This window comes from Cellulomonas sp. P5_C6, from assembly GCF_054049635.1.
The window spans coordinates 1-14,565 of the sequence record NZ_JBFULZ010000100.1 but is presented as its reverse complement, the minus strand read 5'-3'; the positions used below and the strand labels follow the sequence as shown (position 1 = coordinate 14,565).

Genomic DNA, 14,565 nt, shown 5'->3' with positions numbered 1-14,565 from the left:
GTCGAGCCCCGCGCCCGCCGCCGCGAAGCCTGCCGCGTCGTCCTGACCGACGCGCTCTGAGCCTTCGGCGCCTCTCACCACACGGTGAGGGGCGCCGCGCTCGTTGTGGGGCCGACGGCCTGGTCGGCTCCGCGCTCGTCGTGGGGGCCGTCCGGAGGGCCGATGGTCCGGGTCCGCGCCGCGCTCGTGGCGATGCCCCCTGGCCGTCGAGCCGCCCACAGCCCTCCGTGCACGGTGGCGGTCCACAGTCCGCGCCCGGCCGACCCTGTCGCCGTCGCAGCGACCTAGCGTCCCGGCATGCACCCTCGCCTGCTGGCCGGCCGCCCACCGCCCCTCTCGCGCCACCGCCGACCGCTCGCGCTCGCGCTGCGCATCGGGCTGTGGCGCGCACGGTTCCTGGTCGCCGCCGTGTGCCTCGGGATCGCCGCGGGCTGCACGGCGCAGGCGCTGCGACCGCCCGACCCGCCGACGTCCGCGCTCGTCGTGGCCGCCCGCGAGATCCCGGCGGGGACCACGCTGACCAGTGCGGACGTGCGCGTGGTGCGGGTGCCGGTGGCGCTCGCACCGGACGGCGCCGTCACCGATCCCGGCTCGGTCGTGGGCGCGTCCGCCGCCGTCCCGCTGGCCGCCGGCGTCCCGGTGCTGGCCGGCCTCCTCGCGGCCGACGACGTGCGCGGCCCGCCCGGGACCGTCGTCGCGACCGTCCGACTGGCCGATCCTGCCGTCGCCGGCCTGCTCTCGCCAGGGGTCCGCGTGGACGTGCTGGCGGCGACCGCGGAAGGCGGTCCGGGGACCGTGGTCGCGACCAGGGCGCTCGTGCTGCCGGTCGCCCACCGGGCCGCCGGGGCGGGCGCACTCGGGCTCGGGGGGTCCGGCGACACCTCCGTGCCCGTGCTGCTCGCCGTGGCGCCGGCGGAGGCCCCCGCGCTGGCCGGTGCCGCCGCCTCCGCCTTGCTGTCCGCCGTGGTCGTGCCATGATCGAGCGATCGCCAGGGCTCCACCCGACCAGCCATCTCGAGGGGCAACGTGACGGACAAGATCGCCGCCGGAGTGCGCGGGGCAGGCCGCGGACTGACCGGGACGGCCAAGGTGCTCCAGGGTTTCAAGGACTTCATCTCGCGGGGCAACGCGATCGAGCTGGCCGTCGGTGTCGTCATCGGCGCCGCGTTCGGCGGGGTCATCAAGGCGATCCAGGACGCCTTCATCAGCCCGCTCATCGGCTGGATCTTCGGCGCACCGGACCTCACGCAGCTCTGGGACATCGGCCCCTACACCTGGGGCGACAACCCGGATGCCGCGCCGATCAGCGTGGGCACCATCCTCAACGCGCTGCTGACGTTCCTGCTGACGGCGGCCGCGGTGTACTTCCTGATCGTGCTCCCGCTCAACGCGCTCGCGGCGCGGCGCAAGCGTGGCATCGAGGACGAGCCGGCCGCCCCGTCGGAGGACATCCTGCTGCTGCAGGAGATCCGCGACCTGCTGGCCAGCCGCCTCACGCCCGCGATCGCCAATGACGCGGGCACCGGGGCGCCGGACGTCCCCCACCCCCGCGCGGACCCGCCGCCGTCCATCCCGCCCGCCGGCACGACGCGGCCGCCTGCCTGAGCCGCGGGCGTCGGCTACCGGATCGCGGTCAGGAAGGCCAGGGCGCGTTCCGTCATCAGCTCGGCCGCGGACGCGTCGAACGAGGGCAGGCTGCTGTCGGCGAAGAGGTGCTCGTCGCCCGGGTAGAGGAACAGCTCGGCGCTGCCCTTCGCCTCCTTGACCAGCGCCCGCGCCGCGTCGATGTCACCCTCGCCGACGAAGAACGGGTCGTTGTCCATGCCGTGGATCTGCACCGGCACGCCGGCGGGCCACGGGGTGTCGAACTCGGACGTCGGCACGCAGGAGTGGAAGAAGAGCGCGCCCTTGGCGCCCGGACGCGTCTGGGCGAGCATCTGCGCGGGGAGCACGCCGAGGGAGAACCCCGCGTAGACGACCCCGTCCGGCAGCGAGTCGACGGTGTGCCGCCCCCGCTCCATGACCGTGCCGAACCCGACCTCGTCCGCGTACCCGATCCCCGACTCCAGGTCGTCGAAGACATGGCCGTCGTACAGGTCGGGCACGTGCACGGTGTGACCGGCCGCGCGGAGCCGGTCGGCAAACTCCTGCACCCCGGTGGTCAGCCCCTGCGCGTGATGGAAGAGCAGTACCTCGGCCATGGACGTGTTCTCCTTCGATTCGAGCATCCGAGCAGCAGCGATCATCGCGCACGGCACCGACACGGGCACACCGGCACCATCGACGGGCCTACCAGTGCGGGGGCTTGTCCTGGCTGAGCCGGTCGTCGTTGGAACCGGGCTCCCGGTCCCCCCACCCGACGTCCGAGTCGTCCAAGGCCCGTCCCGGGACCACCGGCTCAGGGGTCGGCGTGACGGGGGCGGTCGCCTGCGTGGGGGTGGCAGCGGGCGGCGCCGGGTGGGTGGACACGAGGTTGGCGTCGTCGCCCCCGACCGTCCCGGCCGGCCGGACGACCCGCCGCGACCTGCGCGTCGGCGCGGCACCGTCGGGGCGGTCGGTCGCGGTCATGCCCCGATGATCCCACTCCCGCCGCCCGCACCGTCGCGCCGCAGCGCCCGACGACCCGCCGTGGCGGGCGCCGACGGGAACGGACGCGTCAGCGCATCCCGCGGGCGATCGCGCTGCGCACCGCCGTGTCGATGCGGTACGAGCGCCGCGTGATGCCGAGCTCGTCGCGCAGAGCCGCGGCCAGCTGCTCGCGGGTGCGCTCCTGCTCGTCGGACTGCAGCCACGTGACCAGCTCGTCGAGCTGGTCGTCGCTGTAGGCGCCGATCGGCAGGCCGCGGCGGACGTCCGGGCGCTGCCGCGTGGGCACCGCGAGGGCCAGCTGGAGCGGACGGCTGGGCGGCCGGGGGTCGTCCGGCCCGTCGTCCGCGGTCTCGGCGCTCGTGACGGTCGCGGTGTTCTGCGACGGGTCGGCAGCTGTCGACGCCGCGGAGGCAGCCTCGGTGGTCGCGGAAGTCGGAGCCTCGCCGCCCGGGTCTGCGTCGGTGACGTGCTCCGGCGCCGAGGAGTCGGTCGCCTGGGCGACACCAGCCGCATCCAGGACGATGTCGGCCAGGACGATGGCGGCGGGCTGCGCGGGCTCGGCGTCGCCGGTGACCTCGGACGCGGCGGCCGAAGCGTCAGCAGCAGGAGCAGCGGCGTCCGCACCGGGTGCGGGCGAGTCGGCCGTCGCGTCGTCGTCGATCACCGCCACGGTCGACCACGCACCGGTCGCGGGTGCCGCGGGCGCGGGAGACCCGGACGCGGTCGGCAGGTCCTCGGCCTCGTCGGCCTCCTCGATCAGCCCGAGGTGCAGCGGGGCGCTGCGGGGGGCGGCGGGCGCGGGGACGCGGGCGTGCACGGCCCGGCGGATGCGGTCGACCTCGGCCTGCGGGTCCATGAAGGCGGCGGCGGACCAGACGCGGACGACGCTCCACCCGACGCGCTCGAGGCGGTCGGCGGTGAGGCGGTCGCGGACGCGGACGCTGGGCTCGGCGGTGTAGGACTCGTCGTCGGTGAGGACGGCGACGAGCATCTCGCCGGGCAGGTCGGGGTGGCCGACGACGAGCGGGATCCGGTCGCCGCCGGGGATGCCGTGGTCGGCCTCGACGAGCAGGCCGTGCTTCCAGAGCCGCTCGGCGAGGTCGAGCAGCAGCCGGTCGGGCTCGTGGGCGGCGGCCAGCGCCTGGTCGGCGGCGGCCGTCGCGGCAGCCAGGGAGCGCAGCAGAGGGTCGGTGGGCTCCGGCGCGGTCACGAGATCCGTGACGTCGAGGCCGGCGCCGCGGCGGGCGGCGAAGGCGAGCAGGTCCGACAGCAGGCGGGGTCCGGCGCCGCGCACGCGCTCGGCGTCGAGGTCGTCGGCCGCGAAGCAGGACACCACGGTGAGGCGGTGGCGCGTCGAGCCGAGGGCGTCGAGCAGCAGGGCGTCGCCGCCGGGCGCGGAGATCGGTCCGAACGTGTGCAGCACGCGCCGGTGCGGGGTCCGGCCGAGGCCGAGCGACAGGATGATCGCCTCGCGGCGCAGCCCGGCGACGTTCGGCAGGTCGGTGACCACGAAGGGGTCGGTCCGGCCGGAGTCGAAGAACGCGGCGAGCGCCGGGTTGCCCCGCACCTCGGTCAGGACGGACTCGCGGACGGCCTCGGCGTGCGTGGAGGTCGCGGTGATGACCGCCAGCGACTCGTCGGGGCGCAGGAGCGCGTGCGTGAGCACCAGCTCGACGACGTGCTCGACCTCCTCGCGCGTGGAGTCGACGGACCCCGACTCGCGGTCGGGCATSCCGGTGCCGTCGACGAYGTCGAGGKYSACCAGSGGCMGGTGCTGCGGCAGGGGCGTCGGMCGCAGCACMCCGSCGTAGCCGTGGGCCGCCAGGAACGCSGTGAGGTACGGGTCGCGGCGGGAGGAGTCGGCGCGCAGGGCGACGGACGGCAGCACGTCGGCGAGCTCGCGGACCGCGCTGCCGGACGCGCACCGGGCGTCGCCGACGACGACGACCTGGCGACCGCGGGCGACCGCGGCGAGCGCGACCTCGACGGGCAGGTGCGCGGCGGAGTCGATGACGACCAGGTCGACCGTGCGCGTCGGCGGCAGCACCTGCGGGACGAGCATCGGGCTGGCGGCGATGACCGGCCGCAGCCGGCGGGTGACGTCGGGGTGCCGCACGACGGTCTCCCGCAGGGACGTCAGGCGCTCCTCGATGAGGTCGGCGAACAGCGCCTCGGACTGCTCGCGGTGCTGGCGCAGGGCGTGCGAGACGTGGCCGACGACGGCGCCGAGCACCGGGGCGGACAGGCTGGCGACGTGCGCGCGGTCGAGCGTGGCGTACTGCGCGGAGAGCGCGCCGAGGGCGGCCCCGTCGTAGCCGGCGAGCGCCGGGTCCTCGCCGAGGATCTGCTCGATGACCGTGCTCCACCRGGCCAGGTCCAGCTCGGCGGGCGCGAGCGCGGGGTCGATGCGGCGCGTGGCCAGGTCGTCGACCAGCGCGCCCAGGCCTGCGGACCGCAGGCGGTGCAGCAGACCGGTCCGGTCGGGCAGGTCGGTGAGCGCGTCGGTGTCCGACCGCAGCCGGGTCAGTCGCTCGGTGAGGGCCGCGAACGGCAGCGTCGACAGGCCGGCGCCGGCGGGGGTCGTCGCCAGCACCTCGTCGAGGGCGTCGAGGTCGGCACGCACGGCGGCGAACTCCTCCTCGATGTGCTCGAGGCCGTCGGGCAGCCGCGGCCACCCGCCGGACGGGCAGTGCGCCTGCCAGGTCTCGCGCTGCGCCTGCACCTCGAGCAGCGCGGAGTGCAGGTCCGCCACCGGTCGGCCGGGCCGCACCATGTCCTTCGACTGCTTGCGCAGCCGGCGCCGCAGCCAGTAGCCCATGTCGAGGCCGCGCTCGGCGCGCCACTCCTTGGTCGCCGTGGCGGCGACCAGGTCGGCGGCGGTGCGCTCGAAGACGATCGGCTGGAACACGTCGAGCGCGGCGCGCACGCCGTCCAGCATCGACAGCTGCTCGGCCCACGCGACCACGCTGGCCGCCTGCGTCAGCCCGGTCTCGACGGCCACCTGCGACGTCCGCTCGATCAGCGACGGCAGGGTCGAGTCGAGCAGGCGGGCGAGCCGGCGCACCACGTTGTCGGCGTCGGCACGCGTGCGCAGGTCCGCGCCGTACCAGGGGGTGTCGACCGGCCGGACGCGGAACGCACCCAGCTCCCCGGCACGGACCAGGTCGGCCGTGAGGTCGGCGCGGCGGGTGGCGTCGAGCACGCGCGCGACGTCCGGCGTCAGCCGCACGGTCGTCTTGGGCGTCGGGCGGGCGGAGGTCAGGCGGGCCAGCTGCTGCAGGGCGTCGTAGGCCGACACCCCCCACGGCGCGCGCTCCGCGTGCAGCGCGTCGACGTAGGAGCGCAGGCGCTCGCGGGTGGCGACGAGCTCCCCGCGCAGCGCGCCGACGCCGTGCGTGTCGACCGTCGGGGCCTCGAGGGTCATCGCGCCGAGCAGGCGTCGCGCGATGGCGGAGCGCCAGCCCGCGTCGGGGGCGACGTCGAGCAGCAGGTCTCCCAGGCCGAGCGCACCGAGCCGGTCCGCGAGCGCGGTGGCCGCGCGGCGGTGGCCGGGGACGTACAGCACCGTCCGGCCGGTGGCGGCGGCGTCGGCGACGAGGGCCGCCAGGGTCCCGGTCACGTCGGCGCCGGCGGGGGCGTCGACGAACAGGTGCGTGCCGGTGGCCACCATGTCGAGCACGTGCTGCTGGGCCGGGTCGAGGTCGCCGACGCCGCGCTCGAGCCCKGGGTCGCGGTCGCCCCGGACCGGCGCGGGCAGCGTGCGGCGCAGGCGCGCGCGGGACTCGTCGACACCCGCGAGCGCCGCGACCACCTCGTGGCGCTCGAGCGTGCCGGAGAGGTTGTCGAGGTCGTCGACGAGGATCTGGCCGGGGTGCACGAAGGTGCCGACGACGACGCGCTCGCTCATCGAGAAGTCGTCGAGCACGGCCTCCCCCAGCGACGTGAGCCGCTGCAGGGCCCCGCGCGGGTCGAAGCCGTCGGTGGTGAACGTGCCGCGCGCGACCGCACCGGGGTCGAGCAGCGCGCCGCGCGACCGCAGGGCCCGCGCCAGGACGGGGTTGACCTCGAGCGACGGCTCGAGGGCGAGCTCGTAGTCGCTCTCGCCGGAGCCACGGGCCTTGAGGGTGACGGGGCGCAGGAGGACGGGGGCGCGGACGGTGCGCGGTGCGGCGTCGGCGGGCTGCTCGCCGTCGGGCGTGCGCTGGCGCGTCACCGTGGCGAGGGCGGCGACGTCGTCGCTCGCGATGTCGGGGGTGGTGCGCTCGGTCCACGTGGCGACGCCGATGGCCAGCGACGTGGGGGCGATGCCGTAGCGCTGCGCGTAGACCGCCGCGCGGGCGCTGACGGCCCGGGCGCGACGCCGCGCGGTGGACAGGGCCGAGCCCTCGCGGACCAGGTTGGACAGACGCGTCTCGCGGCCGGCGAACAGCTGCGAGATGCCCGACGGGTGCGCCGCGGTCAGGTCGAGGGCGGCCTCGCCGAGCAGCTCGACGTCGACCAGGGTCGACCCACCTGCGGCCTCGACGAGTGCCGCGCGCCAGGTGGCGACAGCCCCCTCGAGGACCTCGGCGGGTGTCGGTGGCTCGACGAGCACCGGGCGGTCGGTGGGGTCTGCGCCGGTCTCAGGAGCCTGGTCGGGTCCCGGGCCGGTGGTGCGCACGGGGACGGTCACCCTGGGAACGCTAACCGCGCGGCCGCGTGATCCCGGGCATGGCGCGCCGTCGCGCGACACACCGCGAAAAACGGAGAGCGGGACGGGTCAGGGGACCCGTCCCGCTCTCGGACGTTGAAACGGTGCGCACCGCGCAGGGGGCAGGCGATGCGCACCGTCAGAACGAGTGTGCGGCACGAATGTGGTGCTGGTCAAACGTCCAGGCAGCCCGTCCGGGTGAATCCCGGGGGTGGATTTTCACGCCTGTGCGACGTCTGTGTCTCCGTGACAGATCTTCTGTATCCCTTGACGATCACGGGGCTCCTGGAGGAAGACGGACGTATCGAGCACACAGGAGTCGAGCGATGGACGACAAGGTATCGCCGAGCATCACGCCGGCCGTCACAGCAGTGCAGGCCACAGGCCCGCTGAGCGTCGCGCCGGCCGACGAGATGCCACCCGGCGTCCTCGTCGAGAACGACACGATCCCGGTCGAGACGTTCGCCGCCGACCCCGATCCCGCCGTCGACGTCCTCGACCCGCTGGGGATCGGCCAGACCCGCGAGCCGATCCTCCCGCCGGCCCCGCCGGAGGCCCCGGGCGGCCCCGGGTACCAGTACGACTACGTCTCCCCCGCCGGGACGGCCCTCGGGATCGCCCGCGCGGAGCTGGGCACGATCGGGGGCAGCAAGTTCAAGCAGTACTGGGGCGCCCCGGCGAACGCGGCCTGGTGCGGCTACTTCGCGTGCTGGGTGCTGCGCAAGGCAGGCATCACCGACGGCCCCGCCACCGGCTGGACCCCGAACATCGTCCAGTGGGGCAAGGACCGCGGGAAGTGGAAGACCACCGACGCGCACCCCGGCGACCTCATCCTGTTCATGTGGCCGACCGTGTCGAAGAACGGCCGTGGCACCCCGCCGGTGTGCCACGTCGGCATCGTCGAGACCGTGAACGCCGACGGCACGCTCACCACGATCGAGGGCAACACCTCGGCCAAGGTGAACGGCTCGCAGTACAACGGCAACGTCTGCGCGCGGAAGGTGCGCAAGGCGAACGTCGTCGGCTTCGTGACGATCTTCGAGGGATCGGTGACGCCCCAGACCGCCGACCCGGCGCGCCAGGAGGTGCAGACGATCCTGCACGGCCTCGGCTTCTACACCGGACCGGTCGACGGGGTGACCGATCCGACGCCGGCCGTGAAGGCGTTCCAGCTGGCCGCCGGCCTGGTCCAGGACGGGATCCTGGGCCCGGTCAGCAAAGCCGCGGCCGCCCTGGTGCCCGCGTTCCCGGGCTCGACGGAGCAGGGCCAGTCGGGCGCAGCGACCAAGGCCTACCAGCAGCGGCTCCACGACCGGGGCGCCACGATCGACGTCGACGGCATCCACGGACCGCAGACGTCGGCCGTGCTCAAGGCGTTCCAGCAGGCGAACGGGCTGGACGTCGACGGCATCGGCGGCCCGCAGACCTGGACCGCCCTGTACACGCGGGCGGCCTGAGCGCCGGCCGCGGTCCCGCGACTCACATCTTGCAGCAGGGCGCGGAGAGCACCTGGGTGTCGGGAGTGGCGGCTGCGGCGCCCGCGATGCCGGTCACGGCGGCGAGGGCGATGGTGAGCGCGATGGCGAGCTTCTTCATGAGGGGACCTTCCAGAGGGAGCACCGGAGTTTCCGGTACACCCCAGATGGTCCCCAGGGTGATGTCGTGGGCGCAATGACGCGGACAACACCGGGGTAGACACGGTCCGGTAACCTTCACCGCCGYGGAGGGAGCGGCACCGCCCCTCGGATGCCTGCTGCGGCCAGTGCGCGGCCGTAGGCCTCGACCACCCGCTCGTCGGCGTCGCCGGCCACCCGCAGCCGGTCGCCGATGCGCCGCCAGAGCGTCGCCGCGGACCGGCCCGACGCGATCATGTCCAGCAGGTCGGCCGCGGACCGGTACTCCTTCACGGCCTCGGTGCGCGCGCTCTGGGCCAGCAGCGCGTCGCCGAGCGCCTCGTGCGCCGCCGCGGCATCCCGGCGCACCCCGTCGCGGAGCAGCTCCACGGCCTTCGTCGCGTGCCGCTGGGCCGCCTCGGCGTCGTCGAGCAGCAGCAGCGCCCGGGACCGGACGGACTCGACGCGCGCGAGCTCCACGTGCGACTCCCCGATCTCGAGCGCCGTCTGGGCCGCGTCGAGCTCGGCGAGGGCCTCGGCCGGCCGGGGCGGGTCGACGCTGACCAGCAGGAACGCGCGGTCGAGGCGCAGGCGGGGCAGGTCCCGGTCGATCTCGTCGGCGCCGGCCAGGGCGATCGCCGACTCGAGGTGCACGAGCGCGGCGTCGGGGTCGGCGAGGGCGTCGTCGACGAACGCGAGGTTCCAGTGCACCGAGGAGACGGCCCGCGCGGACCCGTGCTCGCGGGTGTGCGCCAGGAGCTCGCGCCCGCGGAACCGCGCGTACGTGGTGTCGCCGCGGGCGACGTACGCCCAGATCACGGTCGACTCGAGGCGCACCACCTCGTCGGAGCCCGCCACGGACGCCGGGAGCCGGGCCAGGAGCTCCTCCCCGCGGGAGACGGCGCGCTGCAGGTCGCCGAGCTCGGTGAGGGCCATGACGATCCGCATGGCGGCGTAGGCGGCCTGCGGGTACCGGCGACCCTCGACGAGGCGCGCGCACACGGCCTCGAGCACGTCGACCGAGGCCTCGAGGTCGCCGGCCACGTCGAGCGCCTCCGCGTGCGCGAGGCCGACCCGCGCCGCGGCGTCGACGTCGAGGCCCGACACGTCGGCGTGGGCGAGCACGTCGGCCGCGGCCCGGGCGGAGCCCATGCGCGAGAGCCGGCGGGCCTCGACGATGGCGCTCTCCGCCGACCGGTACTCCGGCGCGCCCTCGCCGTCGAGGAGGAAGGCGACGGGGACGCCGAGCACGTCGGCCACCCGGGCGAGCGCGTCGGGGCCCAACGTGCGGGTACCACGCTCCACGTGGGAGATGTAGGTGGGGTGCACTCCGGCGGCTCGCGCCAGCTCGCCCTGGCTGAGCCCAGCCTTCTCTCGGGCGTCGCGGACGCGTCGGCTCAGCGGGTGCACGGTCTCACGATAGGTAGGCCCGGGCCGCATCGGAAGGTGGGGCCGATCCCCACCGACAAATCCATTGGTCTAGACAAACAGATAGTTCGGTTGCAGACTGGGAACCACGGCGGAGAGCGACCAGCACCCCGCGACGACGGACGAGAGGGAGAGACCGGTGCGCACACTGACGATGGGGATGAACGTGTCGCTCGACGGCTTCGTCGCGACGCCCGACGACGGCCTCGACTGGATGTTCCCGAACTTCAGCCCCGAGCTCATGGCCGACACCGAGGCGCTCCTCGCGGGGTTCGACGCGATCGTCATGGGCCGCGTGAACTACGAGGGCCAGGCGGCGACGTGGCCGACGGCCGAGGGGCCGCTGGCCGACATCATGAACGGGGTCGAGAAGGTGGTGTTCTCGACGACGCTGGAGTCGGTCGACTGGCAGAACTCCCGGCTGGCCACCGAGCCGCCCGAGGTCGAGATCGCCCGCCTCAAGGCGATGGACGGCGGGCCGCTCGGTGCGTCCGGCGGCGCCACGTTCGCGCGGTACCTGTCGTCGCACGGCCTGGTCGACGAGTACCGGCTGACCGTGCACCCCGTGTTCCTCGGCAGCGGGAAGCCGATCTTCGCCCAGCGGACGGCGCTGGAGCGCATCGCCTCGACCAGCTACCCGAACGGCGTCGTCGTGACCACCTTCCGCCCGAAGCAGGCCTGACGTGCTCGACGTCGCGGTCATCGAGGACGCCGCCGCCGCGGAGGCGTCGCTGGACCCCCTGCGCACCCGGCTCCTGTCGGAGCTGGCCGAGCCCAGCTCGGCGACCGCGCTCGGCCAGCGGCTGGGCCTCCCGCGGCAGAAGGTCAACTACCACCTGCGGACCCTCGAGCAGCACGGCCTGATCGAGCTGGCCGAGGAACGCCGCAAGGGCAACGTGGTCGAGCGCGTGATGCGCGCGACCGCCCTGTCCTACGTGATCTCCCCCGCCGCGCTCGCGTCGCTGCGGCCCGACCCCCGGCGGTCGCCCGACCGGCTGTCGGCGGCCTGGCTGCTGTCGCTGGCCGGCCGCCTGGTCGAGGACATCGGCGCGCTGATCGCCGGCGCCTCCCGCGAGCAGCGGACCCTGTCGACCTTCGCGCTGGACGGCGAGGTCCGGTTCGCGTCGGCCGCCGACCGGTCCGCGTTCGCCGAGGAGCTGAGCAGCGCCGCGCTCGCCCTCGTCTCCAAGTACCACCACGAGGACGCCCCGCACGGCCGGACCTTCCGGCTGGTGGTCGCCGTCCACCCGAGCACCACGTCCCGCGCCGACCGAGAGAAGGAATGACAATGCCGCACGCGTACGAGGTCCCCGACGAGCTCTCCTTCGACCAGAGCCCCGAGGCCGTCTGGGACGCCATCGCCACCGGACCCGGGATCAGCTCGTGGTTCATGGGCGCCACCGAGGTGTCGCCGGAGGCCGGCGTCGTCACCACCCGCATGGGCGACTGGGCACAGGAGTCGCAGATCGTCGCGCTCGAGCCCGGCCGGCGCTTCGCCTTCCGCGGCGCCGAGAGCCCTGACGGTCGGTTCTTCGCCATGGAGTTCCTGCTGGAGGCCCGCGAGAGCGGCTCGACCGTGCTCCGGATCGTCACGAGCGGCTTCCTGCCCGCCGACGACTGGGAGGACGAGTACGAGGCGATGCGCAGCGGCGGCCAGATGTACATGCACACCCTCGCCGAGTACCTCCGGTACTTCACGGGCCTGCCCGGCATCGCGGTCACGCCGTCGGCGGCACCCGGCGACCTGGACCGGGCCTGGGCGGCGGCCAAGGCCGACCTCGGGCTCGCCGACGACGTCGCGGTCGGTGACACCGTCACCCTGACGCCGACCGGCCTGGGCCCGATCGAGGGTGTCGTCGACTGGTCCGCCCCGGACGTCGTCGGCGTGCGCAGCGCCGACGCGCTCTACCGGTTCTTCCGCGGCTTCTACGCCCCGACCGTGGGGCACCACCTGTTCGGCACCACCGACGAGACGAGCGCGACCGCCGCCTGGCAGGGCTGGCTCGACACGGTCGCGAGCTAGAGAGGAGCACGACCATGACCATCGACGAGTACCTCGCGGGGCTGCCCGCGGACCAGGCGGCCATCGCCGCGGTGCTGCGCACCCACCTCGACGCGGGGCTGCCCGACGCCGACGGCCGCATGTGGCGCGGCCACCCCGTCTGGATGCGCGGCGACGACCCGGTCGCCGGTTTCAAGGCCTTCCCCCGCTGGGTGACGCTGCTGCTCTGGCACGGCGCCGAGGTCACCGGGTCGACCGACGCGCTGACCGCGTCCGCCGACGGGTCGCGGTGGAGCCTGAAGATCACCGACCACGTCGACGAGGCCGCCCTCGACGGGTGGATCGGTCAACTGGCGGGCTGAGGGTCCGGGATCCACTGCCACGTGGCGAGGATCGCGTCCAGCGCCTCGACGGCACGCGCGTGCCAGGAGTACGACAGGACTCCGACCACGAACGCGTGCCCGTCGCGGTCCACGTGGGTGTCGGTCAGGGTCGAGGCCCCGCCGTACGTGCACGTGGTGCGCCAGCCCACCCCCATCGCCGAGTCGACCCGGTCCACCGGGCCGATCGCGGCCTGCGGCGCGGTGTAGTGGTCGCGCGCGAGCTGGGCGCGCTCGGCGGCGGGTCGGATCTCGTGGTCGCCGGTCCGCTGACCGATGCGGCCGAGGTAGACGACGAGCATGTGGGTCCGCTCGGCGAGCAGCACGCGGGCGTCCTGGCGGGACCCGTCGATCCCGAGGTCCCCGGTCGCGACGTTCGGCCCGGGGGCCCAGAACCACTCCCCGGGCCGGCCGTCGCCCAGCGGCGCGACGACCACCCGGTGCGTCCGGGCGTAGGCGTCGCCGGGGGCGGGGGCGGGCCGGGAGCGGAGCAGCGGGACCGACCGGGCGGCCGCGCGCAGCTGGCCGGCACTCTCCGGGTGGGACTTCGCGACCTTGCGGATCATCCGCTCCCGCCACCAGACCATCCGCAGCCACGCGAGGACGAGCACCAGCGCCGCCCAGATCCCGACCTGGACCAGCAGGTCCAGGATCGGCAGCACCGGGTCCGTGAGCACGGTGTCGGGGGGCAGGTCGGCGAGGAGCACGAGGGAGGTATCGGCGGGACTCCCTGTCCGGTTGACCCTCAGTGCTCGCGCAGCTCGCGGCGGTTGCGGGCACCGGTCTTGCGCAGCACGGCCGCCACGTGGTGCTCGACGGTGCGCACGGACAGCTGCAGCCGGCCGGCGATCTCCTGGTCGCTGCGCCCCGACCGCACGAGCCCGAGCACCTCGGCCTCCCGCGACGTCAGGCCGTCCGGGTGCGCCGCGGTGCTGGACCGGGGCCCGCGCGGGATCGTCTGCACGCCGAGCTCACGCAGCCGTCGCGCCGTGCGTCGACGGGCCGGCTCCGCGCCCAGCGCGGCGAAGGCACCCAGCGCGAGCCGCAGCGACTCCTCGTCATCGGCGTCGGACCACGCCTCCGCCTCCTCGTAGGGGCACCCGAGCTCCCGCCACGCGGCGGCCGCCTCCGCGCAGCGACCCGCGACGTGCAGCCGGAACGGTGCGGCCGCCAGCTCGGGCAGCTCGGTGAGCCGGCCGGCGCGCCAGAGCCAGAACCCGAGCTCGCCGACGGACCACGCGTTCTCGCGCTCGAGGGCGAGCCGGTACCCGTCGGCCAGGGGGTCGGCGTCGATCGGCTCACCGACCAGCCATCGCGACTCGGCGCGTGCCGCCAGCACCGGGGCGACCCGCTGCAGCGACCCCGACGCCGCGGCGACGGCCGACGCGTGCGCGAGGGGTCCGGCCGGGTCGCCGTCGCCGGTGCGGGCAGCGAGCCGAGCCTCCAGGACCCACACGAGGAGCCGGGTCTGGGCGTTCGCGCGCTCGAGGTCCGCCCGCAGCACAGCAAGCTCATCGGCGGCGGCCGGCCACCGCCCCTGCTCGACGAGGCAGCGCGCGTACCAGGCACGCGTGTACAGAGCGACGCCGTCGAGGTCCCGGGCCGTGAAGTAGCGCTGCGCCTCCGGGTACGCGCTCTCGGCGATCCCGTAGAGCCGAGCCTCCCCGGCGCCGGAGACCAGGTTCGTGTACCCGCGACCGACCTCGGCGTCGAAGCCGTGCGCGGCGGCGACGTGGATCGACCGCCGCAGGGGCTCCCGGCCCGCCGGGTCCCCGCGCAGCAGCAGCGCCGAGCCGAGCGCGTTCCCGGCGACCGCCTCGGCGAGCGGGTCGGGGTCCGACGCCAGCGCGCGCCGCGCGAGGT

At 75.0% G+C, this 14,565-nt stretch carries 13 protein-coding genes; 7 read left to right on the top strand and 6 right to left on the bottom strand.

The annotated features are described in order from the left end of the window. The first annotated feature begins 297 nt into the window (after positions 1-297). Both ACXJKG_RS12555 and mscL read left to right on the top strand, forming a co-directional pair. Positions 298-978 carry an SAF domain-containing protein gene (locus tag ACXJKG_RS12555; protein ID WP_456846094.1) on the top strand — a complete coding sequence of 227 codons (681 nt, stop codon included), beginning with the start codon at positions 298-300 and terminating at the stop codon, positions 976-978. 48 nt (positions 979-1,026) lie between these two features. Continuing rightward, positions 1,027-1,605 carry a large conductance mechanosensitive channel protein MscL gene (gene mscL / locus ACXJKG_RS12550; RefSeq protein ID WP_456846093.1) on the top strand — a complete coding sequence of 193 codons (579 nt, stop codon included), beginning with the start codon at positions 1,027-1,029 and terminating at the stop codon, positions 1,603-1,605. 14 nt (positions 1,606-1,619) lie between these two features. Here mscL and ACXJKG_RS12545 read toward each other — a convergent pair whose 3' ends face one another. The 3 genes from ACXJKG_RS12545 to ACXJKG_RS12535 all read right to left on the bottom strand — a co-directional run bounded on the left by ACXJKG_RS12545 (position 1,620) and on the right by ACXJKG_RS12535 (position 7,261). Beyond that, positions 1,620-2,228, bottom strand: a complete 609-nt coding sequence (locus ACXJKG_RS12545; protein ID WP_456846092.1) for a dienelactone hydrolase family protein — start codon at positions 2,226-2,228, stop codon at positions 1,620-1,622. Between the two features lie 61 nt (positions 2,229-2,289). Then, complete coding sequence (locus ACXJKG_RS12540) at positions 2,290-2,568, bottom strand: hypothetical protein (RefSeq protein WP_456846091.1); 279 nt, start codon at positions 2,566-2,568, stop codon at positions 2,290-2,292. An 88-nt stretch (positions 2,569-2,656) separates the two neighbouring features. Further along, a complete protein-coding gene (locus tag ACXJKG_RS12535; protein ID WP_456846090.1) occupies positions 2,657-7,261 on the bottom strand; it encodes a hypothetical protein in 4,605 nt (1,534 codons plus the stop codon). Between the two features lie 344 nt (positions 7,262-7,605). On the opposite strand from ACXJKG_RS12535, the gene ACXJKG_RS12530 reads away from it, so the two are divergent. Continuing rightward, complete coding sequence (locus ACXJKG_RS12530; RefSeq protein ID WP_456846089.1) at positions 7,606-8,736, top strand: peptidoglycan-binding protein; 1,131 nt, start codon at positions 7,606-7,608, stop codon at positions 8,734-8,736. 255 nt (positions 8,737-8,991) lie between these two features. Here the strand turns inward: ACXJKG_RS12530 and ACXJKG_RS12525 are convergent, their stop codons facing one another. Next, positions 8,992-10,302: a helix-turn-helix domain-containing protein gene (locus ACXJKG_RS12525; protein WP_456846088.1), complete on the bottom strand. Its 1,311-nt coding sequence runs from the start codon at positions 10,300-10,302 to the stop codon at positions 8,992-8,994. Positions 10,303-10,459: 157 nt separating this feature from the next. Between ACXJKG_RS12525 and ACXJKG_RS12520 the strand changes: the two genes are divergently transcribed. Genes ACXJKG_RS12520 through ACXJKG_RS12505 form a run of 4 tightly spaced genes read left to right on the top strand, consistent with a single transcriptional unit; the run spans position 10,460 to position 12,684 of the window. Beyond that, positions 10,460-11,002: a dihydrofolate reductase family protein gene (locus tag ACXJKG_RS12520; protein WP_456846087.1), complete on the top strand. Its 543-nt coding sequence runs from the start codon at positions 10,460-10,462 to the stop codon at positions 11,000-11,002. 1 nt (position 11,003) lies between these two features. Further along, the gene (locus tag ACXJKG_RS12515; protein ID WP_456846086.1) at positions 11,004-11,606 is read left to right on the top strand and encodes a helix-turn-helix domain-containing protein; all 603 of its coding nucleotides are present in this window, start codon (positions 11,004-11,006) and stop codon (positions 11,604-11,606) included. A 2-nt stretch (positions 11,607-11,608) separates the two neighbouring features. Next, positions 11,609-12,343 (top strand): SRPBCC family protein, encoded by a 735-nt coding sequence (locus ACXJKG_RS12510; protein ID WP_456846085.1) that lies wholly within the window; start codon positions 11,609-11,611, stop codon positions 12,341-12,343. A gap of 14 nt (positions 12,344-12,357) precedes the next feature. Next, positions 12,358-12,684 carry a hypothetical protein gene (locus ACXJKG_RS12505; protein ID WP_456846084.1) on the top strand — a complete coding sequence of 109 codons (327 nt, stop codon included), beginning with the start codon at positions 12,358-12,360 and terminating at the stop codon, positions 12,682-12,684. Here the strand turns inward: ACXJKG_RS12505 and ACXJKG_RS12500 are convergent. Continuing rightward, positions 12,669-13,409 (bottom strand): hypothetical protein, encoded by a 741-nt coding sequence (locus tag ACXJKG_RS12500; RefSeq protein ID WP_456846083.1) that lies wholly within the window; start codon positions 13,407-13,409, stop codon positions 12,669-12,671. The genes ACXJKG_RS12505 and ACXJKG_RS12500 overlap by 16 nt on opposite strands. A gap of 38 nt (positions 13,410-13,447) precedes the next feature. Beyond that, positions 13,448-14,565: LuxR C-terminal-related transcriptional regulator (locus ACXJKG_RS12495; protein WP_456846082.1), on the bottom strand; the 1,118-nt coding region annotated here is incomplete at its 5' end.

Bases quoted from the DNA above. Each gene is read 5' to 3' on its own strand.
- ACXJKG_RS12555 (WP_456846094.1), top strand. From the start codon at position 298: ATGCACCCTCGCCTGCTGGCCGGCCGCCCACCGCCCCTCTCGCGCCAC.
- ACXJKG_RS12545 (WP_456846092.1), bottom strand. From the start codon at position 2,228: ATGCTCGAATCGAAGGAGAACACGTCCATGGCCGAGGTACTGCTCTTC.
- ACXJKG_RS12540 (WP_456846091.1), bottom strand. From the start codon at position 2,568: ATGACCGCGACCGACCGCCCCGACGGTGCCGCGCCGACGCGCAGGTCG.
- ACXJKG_RS12530 (WP_456846089.1), top strand. From the start codon at position 7,606: ATGGACGACAAGGTATCGCCGAGCATCACGCCGGCCGTCACAGCAGTG.
- ACXJKG_RS12510 (WP_456846085.1), top strand. From the start codon at position 11,609: ATGCCGCACGCGTACGAGGTCCCCGACGAGCTCTCCTTCGACCAGAGC.
- ACXJKG_RS12505 (WP_456846084.1), top strand. From the start codon at position 12,358: ATGACCATCGACGAGTACCTCGCGGGGCTGCCCGCGGACCAGGCGGCC.